Origin of the sequence: Comamonas sp. SY3 (genome assembly GCF_041730275.1) — a bacterium.
Classification (GTDB): Bacteria; Pseudomonadota; Gammaproteobacteria; order Burkholderiales; family Burkholderiaceae_C; genus Comamonas; species Comamonas sediminis.
This window is the reverse complement of record NZ_JBGTYN010000008.1, coordinates 39554-57106: the sequence shown is the minus strand read 5'-3', so window position 1 is coordinate 57106 and position 17553 is coordinate 39554. Positions and strand designations below refer to the sequence as shown.

The 17553-nt window shown below is 66.7% G+C and carries 17 protein-coding genes; 12 read left to right on the top strand and 5 right to left on the bottom strand.

All coding sequences use genetic code 11. The annotated features are described in order from the left end of the window. Positions 1 to 50 precede the first annotated feature (50 nt). The 3 genes from ACCQ08_RS12360 to ACCQ08_RS12350 all read left to right on the top strand — a co-directional run bounded on the left by ACCQ08_RS12360 (position 51) and on the right by ACCQ08_RS12350 (position 2995). Positions 51 to 581, top strand: coding sequence for a GNAT family N-acetyltransferase (locus tag ACCQ08_RS12360; protein WP_021025922.1), 531 nt, complete (start codon positions 51 to 53; stop codon positions 579 to 581). A gap of 141 nt (positions 582 to 722) precedes the next feature. Beyond that, positions 723 to 1943, top strand: coding sequence for a methyltransferase (locus ACCQ08_RS12355; RefSeq protein WP_373449962.1), 1221 nt, complete (start codon positions 723 to 725; stop codon positions 1941 to 1943). A gap of 56 nt (positions 1944 to 1999) precedes the next feature. After that, positions 2000 to 2995 carry a tRNA dihydrouridine synthase gene (locus ACCQ08_RS12350; protein WP_373449961.1) on the top strand — a complete coding sequence of 332 codons (996 nt, stop codon included), beginning with the start codon at positions 2000 to 2002 and terminating at the stop codon, positions 2993 to 2995. Here the strand turns inward: ACCQ08_RS12350 and ACCQ08_RS12345 are convergent. Next, the gene (locus ACCQ08_RS12345) at positions 2992 to 4824 is read right to left on the bottom strand and encodes a phosphatidylserine/phosphatidylglycerophosphate/cardiolipin synthase family protein (RefSeq protein WP_373449960.1); all 1833 of its coding nucleotides are present in this window, start codon (positions 4822 to 4824) and stop codon (positions 2992 to 2994) included. The two genes, ACCQ08_RS12350 and ACCQ08_RS12345, sit on opposite strands and share 4 nt — an antisense overlap. 250 nt (positions 4825 to 5074) lie before the next feature. Between ACCQ08_RS12345 and ACCQ08_RS12340 the strand changes: the two genes are divergently transcribed. Then, entirely contained in the window at positions 5075 to 5326 is a 252-nt protein-coding gene (locus ACCQ08_RS12340) for a hypothetical protein (protein ID WP_373449959.1), read from the top strand. 129 nt (positions 5327 to 5455) lie between these two features. Here the strand turns inward: ACCQ08_RS12340 and ribD are convergent, their stop codons facing one another. After that, on the bottom strand, positions 5456 to 6580 hold the full coding sequence (ribD, locus tag ACCQ08_RS12335) for a bifunctional diaminohydroxyphosphoribosylaminopyrimidine deaminase/5-amino-6-(5-phosphoribosylamino)uracil reductase RibD (protein WP_373449958.1): 1125 nt from the start codon (positions 6578 to 6580) through the stop codon (positions 5456 to 5458). Between the two features lie 223 nt (positions 6581 to 6803). Between ribD and ACCQ08_RS12330 the strand changes: the two genes are divergently transcribed. The 7 genes from ACCQ08_RS12330 to ACCQ08_RS12300 are packed head-to-tail and all read left to right on the top strand — an operon-like array spanning position 6804 to position 13821. Further along, entirely contained in the window at positions 6804 to 7340 is a 537-nt protein-coding gene (locus ACCQ08_RS12330) for a GspH/FimT family pseudopilin (protein ID WP_373449957.1), read from the top strand. Positions 7341 to 7360: 20 nt separating this feature from the next. Then, the gene (pilV, locus tag ACCQ08_RS12325; RefSeq protein WP_373449956.1) at positions 7361 to 8047 is read left to right on the top strand and encodes a type IV pilus modification protein PilV; all 687 of its coding nucleotides are present in this window, start codon (positions 7361 to 7363) and stop codon (positions 8045 to 8047) included. Between the two features lies 1 nt (position 8048). Continuing rightward, positions 8049 to 8954, top strand: coding sequence for a PilW family protein (locus tag ACCQ08_RS12320; protein ID WP_373449955.1), 906 nt, complete (start codon positions 8049 to 8051; stop codon positions 8952 to 8954). Then, entirely contained in the window at positions 8951 to 9742 is a 792-nt protein-coding gene (locus tag ACCQ08_RS12315) for a pilus assembly protein PilX (protein WP_373449954.1), read from the top strand. Before ACCQ08_RS12320 ends, ACCQ08_RS12315 begins: the two co-directional genes overlap by 4 nt. Before the next feature lie 9 nt (positions 9743 to 9751). After that, positions 9752 to 10825 carry a hypothetical protein gene (locus tag ACCQ08_RS12310; RefSeq protein ID WP_373449953.1) on the top strand — a complete coding sequence of 358 codons (1074 nt, stop codon included), beginning with the start codon at positions 9752 to 9754 and terminating at the stop codon, positions 10823 to 10825. A 36-nt stretch (positions 10826 to 10861) separates the two neighbouring features. Then, complete coding sequence (locus tag ACCQ08_RS12305) at positions 10862 to 13381, top strand: pilus assembly protein (RefSeq protein ID WP_373449952.1); 2520 nt, start codon at positions 10862 to 10864, stop codon at positions 13379 to 13381. A gap of 11 nt (positions 13382 to 13392) precedes the next feature. Then, positions 13393 to 13821: a type IV pilin protein gene (locus ACCQ08_RS12300; protein ID WP_373449951.1), complete on the top strand. Its 429-nt coding sequence runs from the start codon at positions 13393 to 13395 to the stop codon at positions 13819 to 13821. 43 nt (positions 13822 to 13864) lie between these two features. On the opposite strand, the gene ACCQ08_RS12295 is transcribed toward ACCQ08_RS12300, so the two are convergent. Genes ACCQ08_RS12295 through ACCQ08_RS12285 form a run of 3 tightly spaced genes read right to left on the bottom strand, consistent with a single transcriptional unit; the run spans position 13865 to position 16431 of the window. Beyond that, positions 13865 to 14311: an RNA-binding S4 domain-containing protein gene (locus tag ACCQ08_RS12295; protein ID WP_230775004.1), complete on the bottom strand. Its 447-nt coding sequence runs from the start codon at positions 14309 to 14311 to the stop codon at positions 13865 to 13867. After that, positions 14277 to 15746 (bottom strand): sensor histidine kinase, encoded by a 1470-nt coding sequence (locus ACCQ08_RS12290; protein WP_239809137.1) that lies wholly within the window; start codon positions 15744 to 15746, stop codon positions 14277 to 14279. The genes ACCQ08_RS12295 and ACCQ08_RS12290 overlap by 35 nt, the downstream gene beginning before the upstream one ends. Next, the gene (locus ACCQ08_RS12285; RefSeq protein ID WP_312527746.1) at positions 15736 to 16431 is read right to left on the bottom strand and encodes a response regulator transcription factor; all 696 of its coding nucleotides are present in this window, start codon (positions 16429 to 16431) and stop codon (positions 15736 to 15738) included. Before ACCQ08_RS12285 ends, ACCQ08_RS12290 begins: the two co-directional genes overlap by 11 nt. Positions 16432 to 16565: 134 nt before the next feature. Here ACCQ08_RS12285 and ACCQ08_RS12280 point away from each other — a divergent pair, with 134 nt between their 5' ends. Beyond that, on the top strand, positions 16566 to 17525 hold the full coding sequence (locus ACCQ08_RS12280) for a tripartite tricarboxylate transporter substrate-binding protein (protein ID WP_312461999.1): 960 nt from the start codon (positions 16566 to 16568) through the stop codon (positions 17523 to 17525). Positions 17526 to 17553: the final 28 nt, after the last annotated feature.

Below are 17553 nucleotides of genomic sequence, written 5' to 3'. Positions count from 1 at the left end.
AGATATGCGTGCTTTTTGGTTAATTCATTGATTTTTGTTTTCGGTTATCCATGTCTGAAACTATCCAGGTTCGTCCCGCAACTCTCCGTGATGCCAAAGCCATTGCCCAAATCCATGCCGCCGCTTCGGTGGAGAGCTATCGCGGCGTTTTGCCCGATGACCAGCTGAAGTCCATCTCTTCCGTCGAAAAGCGCCAGGCTTACTGGCGCGAAGCCATCGAATACTGCGAGCCGCAGGTGCAAGTGGCCGTTGAAAACGACAAGATCGTCGGTTTCATCGGTTTTGACCGTTCGCGCGATGCCAAGACCCGTCCCACCACCGGTGAGATCTGGGCGATCTATGCAGCCCCCACCCACTGGGACCAGGGTGTGGGCGTAGCGCTGTGGGATGCGGCGCGTGATGGCCTGTCCGAAGAAGGCTGCACCTCGGTGACCGCCTGGGTGCCGCTGCGCAACGAGCGCGCGCTGCGTTTCCATGAGTCTGCCGGTTTCAAGCGTGAGATGTCGACCGCCAAGACGGCGACCGTCGGTGCCATCAAGATCGAAGAAGTGCGCATGCAGCGCTCGTTGATGAACCGCTGATCCTTGCTGGCCAGGCATGCACCGGCGCTGCGTTGGCAGGGCGGTGATGCCTCGCTCTCAAGAGGCCGTCCTGGACGGCCTCTTTGTTTTTTTCCCCCTTGGCAGCTGGCGCCGCGCTGGTCTGCCCCAGAAAGCATTTGTATGACCACTGCCCAGCCAGAGAGTTTTCCCACCATCCACTGGGAGGAAGGCGGCGAGTCCCGCAGCGCGCGCTGGCGCAGCGAGCGGGGCGCTGCCGCTGCCACCCGCGTGGTGCTGGCCGATGACACCCTGCCCGCCGATGTGGCCTACCGCATGGCCTGCGAAGGCACGGGGCTGTTGTGGCGCGGTGACTTTCAAAATGCGCGCATGCTGCTGCAGTCGCTGACGCGCCGGCTGGACAAGACCGGTGAGCGCAAGGCCAAGAAAAAGCCTGCCGCCCCTGCCGTGGCTGGCATGCCCACGCCGCAGCTGGCATTGCCCTTCCACCAGCAGCGCCAGTTGCAGGCGCAGCGCGCCCGCGTGCTGTCGATGGTGCTGATCGAGCTGGATCCGCAGTACACCATCCACCTGCGCCGAGCGCCACAGGTGCAGGCCGCCTGCGCTGATGCCTGGGGCGCGCCTGAGGGCGATGTGGCCCAGGTGGTGTCCTTGCGCGAACTGCAGGCGCTGGTGGGCGCCCATGAATGGCGCAAGAAGGGGGTGGAAATCCCCGCGCTGGCCAAGCTGGCGCCCAAGGCCTATGACCGCATCCATCCGCACTACGGCGTCTTCTCGCCGGTGCGGGGCGAGTATGTCGACCTGATTGCCCAGGCGCCGCTGCCGACCGCACTGGCCAAGCAATCGCTGGCCTATGACATCGGCACCGGGACCGGCGTGATCGCTGCCGTGCTGGCGCGCCGTGGCATCCAGAAAGTGCTGGCCACCGATACCGATCCGCGTGCATTGGCCTGCGCCAAGGAGAACCTGGAACGCCTGGGGGTGGACACGCGTGTGGAGCTGGCGCAGACCGATCTGTTCCCCGAAGGCAAGGCGGCTCTCGTGGTCTGCAACCCGCCTTGGGTGCCTGCCAAGCCCAGCGCGCCGGTCGAGCGTGCGGTCTATGACGAAGGCAGCCGCATGCTGCGTGGCTTTCTGGCAGGCGTGTCGGCACACCTGGTGCCGGGGGGCGAGGCCTGGCTGATCCTGTCCGATTTTGCCGAGCACCTGGGCCTGCGCAGCCGCGAGGAGCTGCTCACCTGGATCTCCCAAGCCGGCTTGCAAGTGGTGGGCAAAAACCATATCCGCCCCCGCCACCCCAAGGCCCAGGATGCCGCCAACCCGCTGCACCAGGCCCGGGCGGCCGAGATGACCACGCTGTGGCGCCTGCAGGTGGCCTGGTGATCTGCCCGATGATGCCAGTGGCCCCATCCTTGGGCGCTTGCTGAACGGGGCCAGCCATGCGCTTGTTGCTTGCGCCCATGGAGGGCCTGCTCGATTTCGTGCTGCGTGACGTGCTCACCAGCATTGGCGGTGCCGACCGCTGCGTCTCGGAGTTCATCCGCATTACCGGCAGCTTGCTGCCTGACAAGGTCTACCTGCGCACGATGCCGGAGTTGCACAACGGCAGCCGTACTGCTGCGGGCACACCGGTGCGCGCCCAGCTGCTGGGCAGTGATGCCGCCAGTATGGCGGCCAATGCCGTGCAGCTGGCGGCGCTGTCGCCCGAGGGCATTGATCTGAATTTTGGCTGCCCGGCCAAGGTGGTCAACCGCCATGGTGGCGGCGCCGCATTGCTGCAAGACCCGGCCGCCATCCATGCGGTGGTCAGCGCCGTGCGCGGGGCCGTGCCTGCGGCCATGCCGGTCTCGGCCAAGATGCGCCTGGGCTTTAACGACCGGGCGCTGATGCTGGACTGCGCCTTGGCGATGCAGGAGGCGGGTGCCTGCGAACTGGTCGTGCATGGCCGCACCAAGCTCGATGGCTACCGCCCGCCTGCTTACTGGGACCAGATTGCGCGGATCCGCGAGGCCGTGCGTATCCCCGTCGTGGCCAATGGCGAGATCTGGACCGTGGAGGACGCGTTGCGCTGCCAGGCCGAATCCGGTTGCCAGGACCTGATGCTGGGCCGTGGCATTGTGGCTGACCCGGGCCTGGCCTGGCGCATCCGCAAAGCGGTTGCCGAGCGTGATGGCCAGCCGCTGCCCGCCGGTCTGCGCGATGTGCAGTGGCCGGACCTGCTGCCGGCGTTGCTGCGCTTTTGGCACCTGGTCTGCGAGGACCTGGAGCCGCGCCAGCGCGCCGGCCGCTTGAAGCAATGGCTGAATCTGATGCGCCGGGCCTTTCCTGAAGCCGAGGATGCCTACCAGCATGTGCGGGTGATGACGGACCAGGCGGCGATCACCGTCTGGCTGGACGGCTTGCAGCAGCACGCCTCGACGGGCGTGGCTGCTTAGAGCAAGGAATCGGGCGTGAAGGGGCTGATGATCTTGAGCATCAGCCGCAGCGGCAGGCTGGCATCCGGCTCGGTGGTCTGGTCCTTCAGGCGGCTGTTTTGCGGTGCCTGCCATACCAGGTCGCCATCTTTCAGCACCACATGCCAGGCGGCGCTCTCCAGCCCTTTTTCAATCATGTCTGCCGCCTGGGCAGACAGCTTGCGGCTGCGCACCAGCACCGCGATCTCGGTGTTCTGCAACTTCGAGCGCTGGTCCAGGTTCATCGATCCGACGACCAGCAGTTGGCCATCGAGGACCAGCACCTTGCTGTGCAGCATGACGCGGCGCCCTTCGCGGAAGCTGTTCTGCCCGCTGCCCAGGCCAAAGGCGGCGCGCAGGTCACTTTCGTCGCTGACCAGTTCATACAGCTCGACACCATCACGCAGCAGGTTTTCGCGGTGGCGGGCATAGCCGATGTGCGCAATCGGCGCGTCGTTGGAGGACAGCGAGTTGGTCAGAATGCGCACCCGCACGCCGCGCTGCACGGCATCCTTGAAGGCCTGGCGCATCGTTTCGCCGGGCACGAAATACGGCGAGACGATCAGCAAATCCTTTTTGGCATAGCCCAGCAGCTGCACCAGGCCATCCACCACCGAGTCCGCGCTGGGGCTGTGGCCGGGGTTGCGGGTTTCGGCCAGCACGCGCAGTTGTGCCAGGCGCTTGTTCTCCAGCACGCCCGGTGCGGCGCTCAGCGGGTTGGTCTGGCCATCGGAATCGACGGACGGTATCTTGCTGGGGGCGTCCGCCATCACCACCGAGTGGGCCCAGACCAGCGGAACACTGCGCAGGTCCATCGGCTGCATATCCCAGGCACGTTCACGCTGCTCTTCGGAGATGGCGCCGCCCGGGCGCGGTTCGCCATCCGGCGGGGAAGGCAGTGCGCCGCCGGTCGCCGCGCGCGCTGCCGGCGTAGAAGGGCTGTCGGCTGCATCGTTGTCGCCGCCTTTGCTGGGCCGGGCCAACAAGGTCTTCTGCATGTCCTCCAGCTCCTGTTTGCTGATGAGCGACTGCACCGGGTAGGCGCGCTCATTGTTCCAGTAGGTGTCGAAACTGCTGGACAGGTCCTGTACCGCCTGTCCCACGACGAGCACATCGGTGTCGAGGAAATTGGAGCTTTCGTCGTTGTCGAAATAGGCATCGCCGAGATTGCGCCCGCCCATGATGCCCATCGTGTTGTCGGCAAGGAACAGCTTGTTGTGCATGCGCTGCTGCGCGCGCTGGAAATCGGTGGCCGCATTCCACATGCGGCTGATCGGCGAGTCGCGGTCGCCGGGCAGCGGATTGAACATGCGCATCTCGATATTGGGCTCGAAGGCCAGCCGCATCACCTGGGCGTTGCGCCCGGTGCCGTGGAAGTCATCGAGCAGCACGCGCACGCGCACGCCCCGGCGCGCTGCGTTCACTACCCCTTCGAGCAAACGCGCAGTGCTGGCGTCGGCATGGATCGCGTAGTACTGCACATCCAGCGTGTACTTGGCGCCTTGCACCAAGGCCAGCCGCGCGCCGTAGGCCGCTTGCGCACCGGCCAGAATCTCAAATCCCGAGGCGCCAGGGCCTGCCTTGCTTTCCGCCTTCTGGCGCTGCTGGCTGATCTGCACCAGCGGGCTGCTGGCCGCCGGGGGCTGGGCCGATGACGCGGGCCGATCCACCTGGGCCGGCAGCTTGCTGGCGCATGCGCTGAGCAGAAAGCTGGTGCACACCCATACCAGCCCGGACCGCAGCTTGCGCCATGATGAACTCGGGACAGAACTTGACGGGGATAGGGTGGAGGGCGGCAGAGCTATCGGCATGGCAGCAGGGTTCAATCAGTGGGCTGGCGCTATTGTGCGTGAGCGGCGGCCATTGCGGGTGCCGCCGCTGTGCTTTGGCGGCGCTGTCGTACAGCGGCAGGCGGCTGGGGCGTCGTGGCGCCGCAACGTGCTGGTACCGGTGCGTGGATCCCCAGCAGGGTTTGTGCCCAGGTGGTTTCTGCAAGCATCTCGCTAGGATTGCAGAAAACATCCGAAATCTTATTTGCAATAGCCACGAGGAGGGCCGCTGATGTACCGATCACTGCTTTTTTACACCATCGCCCTGGTGCTGGCGGCCATCGCGATGCCACCCTCCCATGCCTGGGCAGCGCGCCCCAAAAAGACCGAGGCAACGCAGGCGCCCAAGAAGCAGGCCAAAGTCAAGGTCAAGCGCCAGCGCAGCAGCAGTGCTGAAACCCCGGCCGAGCGCGACCGCCGCCTGCTGCGCGAATGCCAGGGGCTGCCCAATGCGGGCGCCTGCCTTGGCTACGCCAGCCGCTGACACCACCTGCTGACACCAGCGGTGGCAGGTCGCTACCAAGCGTGGTCGCGCGCCTGGACGGCCTGGTGTTTGGCAAGCGCCAACCTTCGGTTTGCCGGGCCGAGTCAGCGGCGCTGCAGCAAGCCTGACTCAGAACGCCCCATGGCCCTGTACACGGGCCAGCACGCGCCAGTCGGCGCCCAAGGGCTCGATGGAGCGGATGTCCAAGGCCGGCGCCTGGTCCAGTTGCTGCAATGCCATGCCGGCAAACGCGGGCAGTCCCTGGCCGACCAGCTTGGGCGCCAGGTAGAACAGGCATTCATCGACCAGACCCGCCTGCAGCAGCGCGCCATTCAGGATGCCACCTGCTTCCACATGCAGTTCATTGACTTCACGCTTACCCAGGTCTTGTATCAAGGCCGCCAGGTCGATGCGGGCGTTGGAATCTGCTGAGGCTTGACCCGGCAGTCGCACGATGGTCGCACCTGCGGCCTCCAGTGCGGCCTGACGGGCGCTGTCGTCGCTGCGGGTGTAGATCAGCACCTCGCGTTGCGCCGCAAAGATGCGGGCCTGCGCAGGCGTGCGCAACTGGCTGTCGAGCACCACCAGCCGGGGCTGGCGCGGGGTGTCCACATAGCGCACATCCAGCGCCGGGTCATCGGCCAGCACGGTGCCGACGCCGGTCAGGATCGCGCAAGCCCTGGCCCGCCAATGGTGGCCATCGGCCCGGGCGGCCTCGCCGGTAATCCACTGGCTGCTGCCATCGGGCAATGCGGTGGCACCGTCGAGCGACATCGCCGCCTTGAGCCGCACCCAGGGTTGCCTGCGCACCATGCGGCTGAAAAAGCCAATGTTCAGCTCGCGCGAGGCCTCCCCGCCGTCTTGCGGCGCACATACCACCACCTCGACCCCGGCAGCCCGCAAACGGGCAAAGCCATTGCCGGCGACCAGCGGGTTCGGGTCCGTGATGGCACCTACGACCTTGGCGATACCGGCTGCAGCCAGCGCTTCACAGCAAGGGCCCGTGCGGCCATGGTGGGCACAGGGCTCCAACGTGACATAGGCGGTGGCACCCACGGTGCTGTGGCCCCGGGCAGCGGCATCGCGCAAGGCCATGATTTCTGCATGGGGCCCACCGGCACGCTGGGTGTGGCCCTGGCCGATGACCTGGCCATCGGCAGCCACCAGCACGCAACCGACGCGGGGATTGGGGGAGGTAATGAACAGGGCGCTGGCAGCCAGGTCCAGCGCGGTTTGCATCGATTGATCAGTCATGGAGCTTTGTCGCAATAGGGGCCATACCTAGACGCATGGCAGTCAACGGCAGGCCGGCTTGGCGATTATCGGCGCAAGACCGCGCCAGCGCTGCATGGCCTGATTTTCAACGCGAGCGAATTTAATTTTTTAATGGAAAGAGGGCTTTACGCGGTGGCATGAAATATAAATAATCAAAACCATGAATTCAATAGTTTTCATTAATTTATGGAGATATCGATGTTTGCGCAGGCATCGGGGGCTGACCGCTGTTGAGCTGATGGTCGTCATCAGCCTGTTGGCGATTATCGCGGGGCTGGCCGCGCCCAGTTTCAGCGGCCTGCTGCAGCGCTGGCGCGTGCAGCAGTCTCTGGAGGCCCTGCATTCGGCGATCCATCTTGCGCGCTCCGAGGCGGTCAAACGCAGTGGGCGGATCGCGTTGCAGCGCATCGCCGCCAGCGGGCACTGCCAGGCGCGCGCACGAACCAACGATTGGAGCTGTGGCTGGCAGGTCTGTGCGCATGAACTGGGCCAGCAGCAATGTGCGCCGGATGCGCTGGTCCTTCAGCGTTATGAGGTGCCGCCAGGTCTGCAGGTGCAGCGCAGCAGCTTGGGGGAGGGCATCCGGTTTGACCGCTGGGGCATGCCGGTGGCGGGTTTCAGCTTTTCGCTGCTCCCCAAGGGCAAAGGCCTGGAGGATGCCGCGGCCAAAGGGCTGTGCACCAGCCGAGGCGGCCGCGTGCGGGTTGCCGATAGGCCGCCCTGTCCTGTACGGGGCTGAAAGGGCGCCTGCCTATGTTCATGCCATCCCATCCCCAAGCCTCCTTCTCGCGCGGCATCAGCTTGCTGGAGTCGATGGTGGCCATCGTGGTCCTGGTCCTCGGGGTGTTGGCGATGCTGGGGATGCAGTTGCGCACGCTTGCAGATACGCAGACCAGTACCCGGCGCGTGCAGGCCCTCCGCTTGATCGAAGACCTGGGTGAACGCATACGTGCCAACCCCCATGCCTGGGACCAGCTGGACCGCTACGTCAGCGACTGGCAGGACGCGGCGGCGGCGCCTCCGGCCTCTGCATGCAGCGCCCGGCCCTGCAGCGCTGCGGAGCTGGCGGACCACGAACTGGCGCAGTGGCGGCTGCAGGTGGCACGCAGCCTGCCGCTGGGGCAGTCCCGGATTTTTCTGGCACCGGGCGAAAACCAGGCAGCCAACCGGCGCCAACTGGGCGTGATGATCCGCTGGGCCGAGAGCTCGCATGCCATGCGGGGCTCGCCCGACCCCGCGCCGTACCGCAACCCGGTCGATACCACCCGAAGTGTCGGCGAAGGAGCCCGCGCCGACGCGGTAGCGGAACGCGGCGGCGAGGTGGTCTGCCAGGATGACGATGGTGATCTGCGCTACACCTGCCATTTGCAGTACCTGGCCCTGAACGCACGCTGTGCGGTAGAGCGCATGGGCAGCAACGTGCACTACCACTGCGGGGGGACTTGATATGCAGCGCCACATCCGTCCGGCCGGGGCCTTTGCGCTGACTTCCGCGCCGTGCCGCCTAACGGAGAGCAGGCAGCAAGGCTTCAGTCTGGTCGAGCTGATGGTGGGCATGGCGCTGGGCTTGCTGGTGATCGCCGCTGCCAGCATGGCCATGCTGGCTTCCCGCAGCCTGTCGCTGACCGTTAGCGATGCCAGCCACTTGCAGCAGCAGGCCAGCTATGCGTTGCGCATCATCGGGCTGCAACTGCGCCAGGCGGGCGGTTTGTACCTCAACCTGAACCTGCCCGCCGGCGCCGGCGCCGGTGCATCGGTCAGCGCCGCACTGGCGCCAGCGGCTTTCGAGACCACGGCACCAGCCTCAGGCAGCGCCCGCGGCTATGCCCCTCGAATGGATGCGCTGCGCGGCAGCCATAACAGCCTGGTGACCGGCTACCGGCGCTACAAGGAGCCGGTCTTTGCCCAGCCCGGCCTGGCTGCGCAAGCGCGCAACTGCCTGGGCGGGCCGGTGGATGCCAGTGCCGATCAGCGGCTGGAATCGCACTTCAGGCTGCGCGGCCATGTGCTGCGTTGTGGCGGCAACGATACCGCTGCGTCGCCCCAGCCGCTGGTCGACAACGTAGCGGCCTTTGAGCTGCGCTATTTGCGCATGCAGGCAGCGGGCATGGCGCAGCCGCAGCTCCAGTATGTGAATGCGCAGCAGGCGGGCCGCGACTGGTCGGAGGTGGTGGCGGTGGAAGTGTGCCTGGTGCTCTTTGGCAGCCGGCCCAGTTCGTTGCCGGCAGGCAGCGGTTATACCGGTTGCGATGGCGAATGGGTGGCCGTCGCCGATCTGCCGGGGCCGCGCAAACAGCGGATGCACCGCGTCTTTCGCAACCTGTTCCAGTTGCGCAGCCAGGGCAGCCTATGAGACGCCCTCACTACCTTCATCCTGTCAGCCTTGCGCAGCACGCACGGGGTGCCGCGTTGCTGACCGTGCTGGTCTTCAGCATGCTGTCGATGCTGCTGGCCTTGTGGGCGGCGCGGACCGCCTGGTATGGCGAACTGGTGGTCGGCAACGATGCCGATTACCAGCGGGCCTTTGAAGCTGCAGAAGCCTTGCTGTTGGACGCCGAACTCGATATTCGCGGAGAGCGGGCCGATGGCCGACCCTGTGCTTATGGAGGGCTGCCTCATGGGGCGGCAGCCAGTGTGTGCCGCCGCGGCGGCGCTGCCAAGGTGCCATTGGAGAACGCCGACCTGCCTGCCTTCTTGGCAACACTCAGCGCCCAGCCGCAACGCTGCATCGATGCGCTCTGTGCCAAGCGCGTCGGGCGCCAGGATATCTGGAATGCGCCTGCCGCAGGTACGCCGGCCCGGCAAGCCGGCGAGCAGGATTTGTTTGCGCTGATACGCGCTGGCACGGGCGCACGCTATGGCCAGTACACCGGCGCGCAGCTGGGCGATGCAGACCGGCCGGCCCATCCCATTCTGGCTGAGCGGGGTGACGCACAGGCCGGTGGCTGGTACTGGATCGAGGTCATCCCCTATATCGACAGCCAACCCGGTTTGATCAGCAATGCGCCTGCGCAGCAGCTCGAACTGGTGGGCCTGTCTCCGCATGTGGTCTACCGCATCACCGCCGCCGCCTTTGGCCGCAAGCCGGACACCTTGGTGGTACTGGAGCAAAGCTACGCCCGGCCCCGGCGCAAAGATTGAGAGGCAGCTATGAATGGCAAGCACACCGGCAGGGTTTCACGCCGCAACTCCACCAGCGCTCAGAGCCTGGCACTGGCGTGGGCGGCTCTGGTACCGGCTGCGGCCGCGTCATTGGAGCTGGCCACCGAGCCTGCCGGTGGCGCCAGCGCCGTCGTGGCACCGAATGTCATTGTCTCCGTCGATGACTCGGCCGCGATGCAGCGCCGCATGGGCAGCACCGAGCCCGGTCTGGCCAGCATCACCGCCCCCGATGGCGAGGGCATCTGGGACACGCGCGCGCAGCGCATCGCCGTGCTGCGCCATGCGCTCAAGGACGTATTGGGCGATCACCAGCAACTGCCCGATGGCGCGATACGCCTGGCCTGGCAGGCGATGTGGAACCATGGCGCAGCGCCCGGCGGCGGGCCGGCGGGCATGGTGCAAGGCCAGCGCCGCCAGTCTGGCGCCAGCTCGGTCAACAGCCCGCGTCTGGCCAGCAACGGCATGCAGGCGCTGCAGGGCCGGCATCGCCAGCATGCTCTGGCCTTTGCCGACTCGCTCCGTACCGGCCACAGCAGCGACCTGCACCACCTGTTCGGCCAGGCCGATGCGTACCTGCGCAGGCCGCTGAGCCCACAAGGCCCCTGGTCCAGCCAACCGGGCGCTGGCACTGCTGCCAGCAGTAGCTACCTGGGCTGCCGCCGCAACTACCACATCGTGCTGGCCGGCAGCCGCTGGGATGGCCCGGCCACCGGCGGCGCGCAAGACGACCACAGCCGCGCAAAAGTCCTGCCCGATGGCCAGGTCTATGGCGGTGGCAGTGCCGCGCAAAGGGCCGTCACCCGGCTTTACAGCGATGCGGTGCCCAGCACCTTGGCGGACTGGGCTTTTCACAGCTGGGCCGACCCTTTGCAGCGCGCAGGCCTGAGCGGCAGCCTGCTGCCTGAAGCCGATTACCGCGATGCGCTGCGCAGCGAGCGTTTTGCCGATGGCCTTGGCCCGCCTGCCGAGCTGGAACGCTACTGGAACCCCCGCTACAACCCCGCCAGCTGGCCCCATATGCAGACCTATACGGTTGGCATTGGACGGGAGGCCAGCACCTAGCCCGGCGCGCCCCACATCCTGGCGCCTGCGCAGCACATGCCATTGGGCTATGACGGCAGCTTTGCAGCGCTGGCCAAAGGGGAGGCCGTCTGGCCCGATATGCATGCGCAAGGCGAGGGCGTGCGCGCGCTGGACCTGTGGCATGCGGCCCTCAATGGGCGAGGGCGCTTTTATGCAGCAACCGAGGCGCCCGACGTGGCAGCAGCGCTGCGCCGAATCTTCGCAGAGATACAGGCCCAGAACACGGGCGGCGCGCAGCGCGCAGCGGCTGCCAGCACAGGCGCGGTCAGCGCCAGCCAGGCCATTGCGCAGGATGCCCTGTTGTTCACGGCCAGCTACGACCCCGGCCGTGCCTGGGCTGGCGCCATTCAGGCCCAGGCGATGGCCAGCGATGGCCGCTTGCAGCCGGCACCCGGCTGGGGCGGGCAGACAACGGCGGACAAGCTCGATGCGATTGCCTGGCAGCAGCGCCTGGTGCTGACGTGGGGCGATGTGCAGCAGCGCGGCGTGCCTTTTCGCTGGGCTGCGGATGACCGCTACTTGAGTGCGGCGCACAAGCTGGCCCTGCAAGGCCACGCCGATGGCGCGCAGGGCCAGGCCAGCGGCGAGCAGCGGCTGAACTACCTGCGGGGCGAGCGCCGGCATGAGGCCCAGCACGGCGGCCGCCTGCGCAACCGGCATTCGCGCCAAGGCGATATCGTGCATTCGCAGATCTGGAACCTGGGCAGGCCTTCTGCGCGCCATACCGACGCGGGCTATCTCGACTTTGTGCTGCGCCACCAAAGCCGCTTGCCAATGCTCTATGTCGGTGGCAATGACGGCATGCTGCACGGCTTCTCGGCCCGCAGCGGCGAAGAAAAGATCGCCTATGTGCCCCGGGGCGTGATCCCCGGTCTGCGTGCTTTGACCAGCCCAGGCTACGATGGCCAGCACCGCTATTGGGTCGATGGCTCGCCATTGGCTGGCGATGCCAACCTGGGCAGCACCAGCAGTCCGCGCTGGCGCACTTTGCTGGCAGGCACCTTGGGTGCGGGAGGCAAGGGCTACTTTGTGCTCGATGTCACCGAGCCCGAGACCGGGTTTGCCGAGGCGCAAGCCGCCGGTCTGGTGCTGATGGACCGCAGCTGGCATGCGACGGAATCCGCACCGCGCTGCGATGCGGAGACGGGCGCGGCATGGCAGGCTTGCACACAGCTGGCCGAGGCCTTTGCCGATATCGGCCATATCACTGCCAGCCCCTCCCGCGACGACATCGACCCGCAGCGCACGACGCAAATCGCCCCGCTCAACAACGGCCGCTGGGCGCTGGTGCTGGGCAATGGCTACAACAGCACCAACGGCAGGCCGGTGCTGCTGATCCAGTACCTCGACGGCGCGCAAGAGCTGCTGCGTTTGGTGGCGACCGGGGCCACCACGGCGCAGGCCTGCAGGCAGCAGGCCGCGCCGCAGGCAGCGTGCCGCTTTGTGCAAGACAACGGCCTGTCCGCGCCCAGGCTGGTCGATATCAATGGCGATGGCCGGCCCGATGTGGTCTATGCCGGTGACAACCAGGGCAATCTCTGGAAGTTTCTGATCAGTGCCGACAACGATGCGGCATGGGGTGTGGCGCAGTGGGGCGCGCTGGCGGCAACGACCAGCAACCAGGGCACAGCGGGCATGCCGCTCTACCAGGCCCGGGGCGGCACGCGCAGCGCGCCCGGGCAGCGCAGCCGGCCCCAGCCCATCAGCACGGCGCCCCTGGTGCGCAGCAACGACCGCCTGCGCACGCTGCAGCAGGCGGGCGGCCAGCGCCAGGTGCCCGTCGGCGGCTTGATGGTGGCCTTTGGCACCGGCCGCAATGCCAGCCGCCAGGACCCGCAGGATAACAGTGTGCAAAGCCTCTATGCCGTGCTCGATACCAGCCGCTACAAGAGGGTGGGCGAGCGCGGTGAGCGGGTCGAGGTCTGCGCCTCGGCCGCCGATGCGCAATGCCAGTCGGCACTGGGCAGCGATGCCGATTTGCCCAGCCCGGTGGCGCCAAGCCAGCTGCTGCAGCGGCGCATCCATCCCAACCCCGCCAATGCCCGCAGCAGCGACCGCCGCCAGTTCTGGGCGATGGAGGAAAGCGAAGGCGCCGATGCGCTGGATTGGAACCAGCACCGAGGCTGGTACCTTGATCTGCCCGAAGCAGGCGAGCGCCTGCTGCAGCCCTTGGGTTTTTACAGCGGCAGCAACCTGCTGGCAGTGATCAGCGAGGTGCCCGCGCATGCCCGTGATCGCGACCCTGGCCCGGAGCGTTGCGAGCCGGTGGAAGGCACTGCCGCACGCCAGTATTTCAGCCTGGTCAATGCCATCGATGGCTCGCGGCCGCGCTTGCAGCTGCTGGATGCCGATGGCGATGGGGTGTTTGATGCGCAGTCCGACGGCCGGGCATCGCGCATGTCGCTGGGCGCCGGCCCGCATGCGATGCTGCGCGTGCGCGATGATGAGGGGCAGCAGCGCATCCGCCTCGACGGCGAATCGCTGCGTGATCTGCCCGAAGTGCCGATCCGGCCCACCTGGCGCCAGGCGCGATGAAAAGGGCCGGCATGCAGATTCGGTCCTCGCCGGCCAACGCGGGCTTGACCCTGGTGGAGCTGATGGTTGTCGTGGCCATCATCGGCATCCTGAGTGCGGTGGCCTTGCCCAGCTACAGCGAATATCTGCGCCGAGGGCACCGCACAGAAGCCCGAACGGGGCTGTTCCAAGCCGCGCAATGGCTGGAGCGCGCCGCCACCGCCAACGGTGTCTATCCGCTGGAACTGCCTGCGGCGCTGACCTGGCAGGAGCTGTCGGGCAAGCGCTACACGATTGGTTTTGCCGACGGCAACAGCCCTGCGCGTTATACCCTGGTCGCTACCCGTAAACCGGGGCCGCAGCAGCGGGACCGCTGCGGCAACTACACCTTGACGCAGGATGGGCGGCAAGGCAATCTGCAGCTGGCGCAGGGCAGCAGCACGGCCGAGTGCTGGCGCTGATGCGCGGACTGCTTCGGTCAGAAGAGGCTGCAAATGCAGACGATTATTGCGCGCTCCAGCGGTCGTTCCAGCTGCGCAGCTCCTGCATGTCGCGGCGGTCTTTCTTCGTGGGGCGGCCGGCCTGCAGGCTGTTGGCAGGCTCGGGCGCCAGGCGGCGCTGCTCGCTGAGCACTTCGCGCTGGCGGATGCTGTCGGCAGTCTCCTCGTACATCTGCTGGGCCACCGGGGCGGGGCCGCGCGTAGCGGCCATGCCCAGCACGGCGACGGTGCGCGGTGTCTGCGCCTGCAGCAGCTCGACCGTGTCCTGCGCGCGCACTTCCTTGGAGGGTTTGGCCACGGTGCCATTGACCTTCACATGGCCCTTGTGGATGGCCTCGACCGCAATGGCGCGGGTCTTGTAAAAGCGGGCGCACCACAGCCATTTGTCGATGCGCATCGTGGGTGTCTGGTCGGTCTCAGTGTGGGCCATCTTCGGCAGGTGGTTGGACATTCGGTTTGAACTCTACTACAGCATCAAAACCTTGGATATGGCCATGGTGCAGGCGGTTGTGCAACGACAGCCGCGCGCCCAGCGCCGTCACGATGGAGTGGCAGATCGCCAAGCCCAGGCCCGAGCCGTCGCGCAGGTTGCCGGTGACAAAGGGCTCGGTCAGCCGCGCCTGCATCTCCGCGCTGACCCCGGGACCCCAGTCGCTGATGCGCAAGCTGGCAGCCGGGCCTTGCTGCGTCAGCTGCAGCAGCAGTGGCGCATCGGGTGGCGAGTGCTGGATGGCGTTGTGCAAAAGGTTGCGCACCAGCTCGCGCAGCATCCAGGGGTGGGCGGCCAGCAGCACCTCATCGCTTTGCAGCTCGAACTGCAGGTTCTTGTCGGCCAGCAGCGGAGACAGCTCGATCACCATGTCCCGCACGATGGCTGTCAGGTCGACGGTCTGCGTGTGTTCGGACTGGTGCAGCTGCTCGACCTTGGCGAGCGACAGCATCTGGTTGGCCAGCAAGGTGGCGCGGTCCACGGTGGCGGCGATCTCGCTGAGCGCCTGCTCGGGCTCCACATCGCCGCGCTGGGCCGACTGCACCTGCACCTTCAGCACCGCCAGCGGCGTGCGCAGCTGGTGCGAGGCATCACGCACAAAGCGCTTCTGGTGCTGCACCAGGTGCGACAGCCGCGCCATCACCCGGTTGGTGGCATCGACCAGGGGCAGCACTTCCGAAGGGGTGGCGGCCGGGGTTTTGAGTGGCTGCAATGCATGGTCGCTGCGCGCATTGAGCTGGTCGCTCAGCTGCAGAATCGGCAAGGTGGCGCGCCGCACCACCACCACCACGACAACGGCAATGCAGCCAAACAGCAAGGCCTGCTGCACCAGGGTGCCCCAGAGCATGTCGCGGGCCAGCGATTCGCGGATCTCCAGGGTCTCTGCCACCTGGATCAACGCCATGCCCCGGCCCGTGGCGCTGGCCACCGGCTGCAGCAGCGCGGCCATGCGCACCGGCATGCCCCGGAACTCGGCATTGTAGAAATCAACGAGCGCGGCGTAGGGCGGCTGCTGGGCGATGCGCCCGCGCCAGATCGGCAGCTCGGCAAAGCCGCCAATCAGCTCCCCGCTCATGTTGGAGACGCGGTAGAACAGCCGCGACTGGTTGTCGGCCTCGAAGGCCTCCAGCGCCGAATAGGGCACGGCCGAATCGACAATCGCCAGGTCGTCGTAACCGGCGACGGTCAGTTGCTCGCCAATCACCTTGGCCGATGCCAGCAGGCTGCGGTCGTAAGCGGTGTTGATGGCCTGCAGCGACTGCCGGTAGAGGCTGCTGGTGTTGTAGATGATGAACACCACAACGGGCAGCAAAATGCCCAGCAGCAGGTTGCGGCGCAGCGAGCGGATGCGCGGCGGCTGGGACCGGCCCGGGGCCTTGCTGCTGTCAGGCGCCATCGGCGGCACCGGGCTTGAGCAGGTAGCCCAGGCCGCGCAGGGTCATCAGCTGCATGTTTGTCGGCGCCAGCTTTTTGCGCAGGCGGTAGGCCACTACCTCGACCGCCTCCAGCTGCACATCGGTCTCGCCCGCAAAGACGGCGCTGAACAAACGCTCCTTGGTCACCGCCTGGCCCATGGGCTGGCTCAGCACGCGCAGAAAAGCCACCTCGCGCGGCGTCAGTTCAAACAGCTTGCCGCGCCAGTAAAACGATTCGGACGCCTTGTCATAGCGCAGCGCCATGCCGGGCGCCACAGCCGGTGCTGCGGGCTCGGCCACCAACGGCTGCGCGCGCCGCACCAGCGCGCGGATGCGCGCTTCCAGCTCGTCCAGGTCAAAGGGCTTGGCCAGGTAGTCATCGGCGCCCGAGTTCAGGCCCAGAATGCGGTCGCCGACGGTGCCACGCGCAGTCAGGATCAAGGTGGGGGCGGCCAGGCCTTCGCTGCGCGCCTGGGCAATGATCTCCAGCCCGTCCATCGTCGGCAAGCTCAGGTCCAGCACCACCACATCGGGCGCGAGCTTGCGCCAGGCCGGCAGCGCCGCACCGCCATCGGTGATGGGCGTAACCTCCATGCCCCGCCGGCGCAAGGTGCGCTGCAAGGTGGTCTGCATCGTGGGGTCGTCTTCGATCAGCAAGAGGTGCATGGCGGGAGTGTGCACCAATTCCTCGGCGCCTCCAGACTCGGTGTTTTCCCTAGCTCTGGACCGCCTGGCTGACAGCCATTTGACAGCTAGGGCCGCGATGATTCAGGCACTAACAACACGATCAGGAGACAACCATGCGCCGTGATGCATTCCTCAAATCCATGCTTGCGCTGGCCGCTGCCGGCAGCCTGCCGATGCAGGCCTTTGCTGCCACCAATGTCAAGATGCTGCTGCCCGCCAACCCCGGTGGCGGCTGGGACACGACCGGCCGTGCGCTGGGCAAGGCGTTGCAGGATGCCGGCGTCGCTGGCACCGTGACCTATGACAACAAGGGCGGCGCCGCAGGCGCCATCGGCCTGGCGCAGTTCGTCAATGGCAGCAAGGGCGATCCGAACGCGATGATGGTCATGGGCGCCGTCATGCTGGGCGGCATCATCACCGGCAAGCCACCGGTGGACCTGAACCAGGCTACGCCGCTGGCGCGCCTGACCAGCGAATACAACGTCTTCGTGCTGCCCGCCAACTCGCCCTACAAGAGCATGGCCGAAGTGGTCGCCCAGCTCAAGAAGGACCCTGGCTCGATCAAGTGGGGCGGCGGCTCGCGCGGCTCGACCGAGCACATTGCTGCGGCGATGATTGCCCGTGCCGTGGGTGTGGACCCGGCCAAGATCAACTATGTCGCCTTCCGGGGCGGCGGTGAGGCGATTGCTGCCGTGCTGGGTGGCAATGTCACCATCGGCGGCAGCGGCTTCAGCGAGTTTGCCGAGTACATCGCCACCGGCAAGATGCGCCCGATCGCCGTTACCTCGGCCCAGCGCCTGGAAGGCTCGACCGTGCCCACGCTCAAGGAGCAGGGCATTGATGTGGAAATCGGTAACTGGCGCGGCGTCTATGGCGCGCCTGGCATCTCGGCAGACCAGCGCGCACAGCTGATCAGCATGCTGGAAAAAGCCACCAAGAGCGCCAGCTGGGCCGAGTCCATGAAGAAGAACGACTGGACCTCGGCCTGGCTCGCCGGCGATGCCTTCAGCCAGTTCGTCACCGCCGAGTTCGCCAATCTCAAGGACACCATGACCCGCGCTGGCATGGTCTAAGCGCAGCCGGCATGGCCGCTGGCGGCCA

Excerpts from the sequence above, each read along its gene's own strand:
- ACCQ08_RS12360 (WP_021025922.1), top strand. The coding sequence starts at position 51 with ATGTCTGAAACTATCCAGGTTCGTCCCGCAACTCTCCGTGATGCCAAA.
- ACCQ08_RS12355 (WP_373449962.1), top strand. The coding sequence starts at position 723 with ATGACCACTGCCCAGCCAGAGAGTTTTCCCACCATCCACTGGGAGGAA.
- ACCQ08_RS12350 (WP_373449961.1), top strand. The coding sequence starts at position 2,000 with ATGCGCTTGTTGCTTGCGCCCATGGAGGGCCTGCTCGATTTCGTGCTG.
- ACCQ08_RS12345 (WP_373449960.1), bottom strand. The coding sequence starts at position 4,824 with ATGCCGATAGCTCTGCCGCCCTCCACCCTATCCCCGTCAAGTTCTGTC.
- ACCQ08_RS12340 (WP_373449959.1), top strand. The coding sequence starts at position 5,075 with ATGTACCGATCACTGCTTTTTTACACCATCGCCCTGGTGCTGGCGGCC.
- ribD (WP_373449958.1), bottom strand. The coding sequence starts at position 6,580 with ATGACTGATCAATCGATGCAAACCGCGCTGGACCTGGCTGCCAGCGCC.
- pilV (WP_373449956.1), top strand. The coding sequence starts at position 7,361 with ATGCCATCCCATCCCCAAGCCTCCTTCTCGCGCGGCATCAGCTTGCTG.
- ACCQ08_RS12320 (WP_373449955.1), top strand. The coding sequence starts at position 8,049 with ATGCAGCGCCACATCCGTCCGGCCGGGGCCTTTGCGCTGACTTCCGCG.
- ACCQ08_RS12315 (WP_373449954.1), top strand. The coding sequence starts at position 8,951 with ATGAGACGCCCTCACTACCTTCATCCTGTCAGCCTTGCGCAGCACGCA.
- ACCQ08_RS12310 (WP_373449953.1), top strand. The coding sequence starts at position 9,752 with ATGAATGGCAAGCACACCGGCAGGGTTTCACGCCGCAACTCCACCAGC.
- ACCQ08_RS12305 (WP_373449952.1), top strand. The coding sequence starts at position 10,862 with ATGCCATTGGGCTATGACGGCAGCTTTGCAGCGCTGGCCAAAGGGGAG.
- ACCQ08_RS12300 (WP_373449951.1), top strand. The coding sequence starts at position 13,393 with ATGCAGATTCGGTCCTCGCCGGCCAACGCGGGCTTGACCCTGGTGGAG.
- ACCQ08_RS12295 (WP_230775004.1), bottom strand. The coding sequence starts at position 14,311 with ATGTCCAACCACCTGCCGAAGATGGCCCACACTGAGACCGACCAGACA.
- ACCQ08_RS12290 (WP_239809137.1), bottom strand. The coding sequence starts at position 15,746 with ATGGCGCCTGACAGCAGCAAGGCCCCGGGCCGGTCCCAGCCGCCGCGC.
- ACCQ08_RS12285 (WP_312527746.1), bottom strand. The coding sequence starts at position 16,431 with ATGCACCTCTTGCTGATCGAAGACGACCCCACGATGCAGACCACCTTG.
- ACCQ08_RS12280 (WP_312461999.1), top strand. The coding sequence starts at position 16,566 with ATGCGCCGTGATGCATTCCTCAAATCCATGCTTGCGCTGGCCGCTGCC.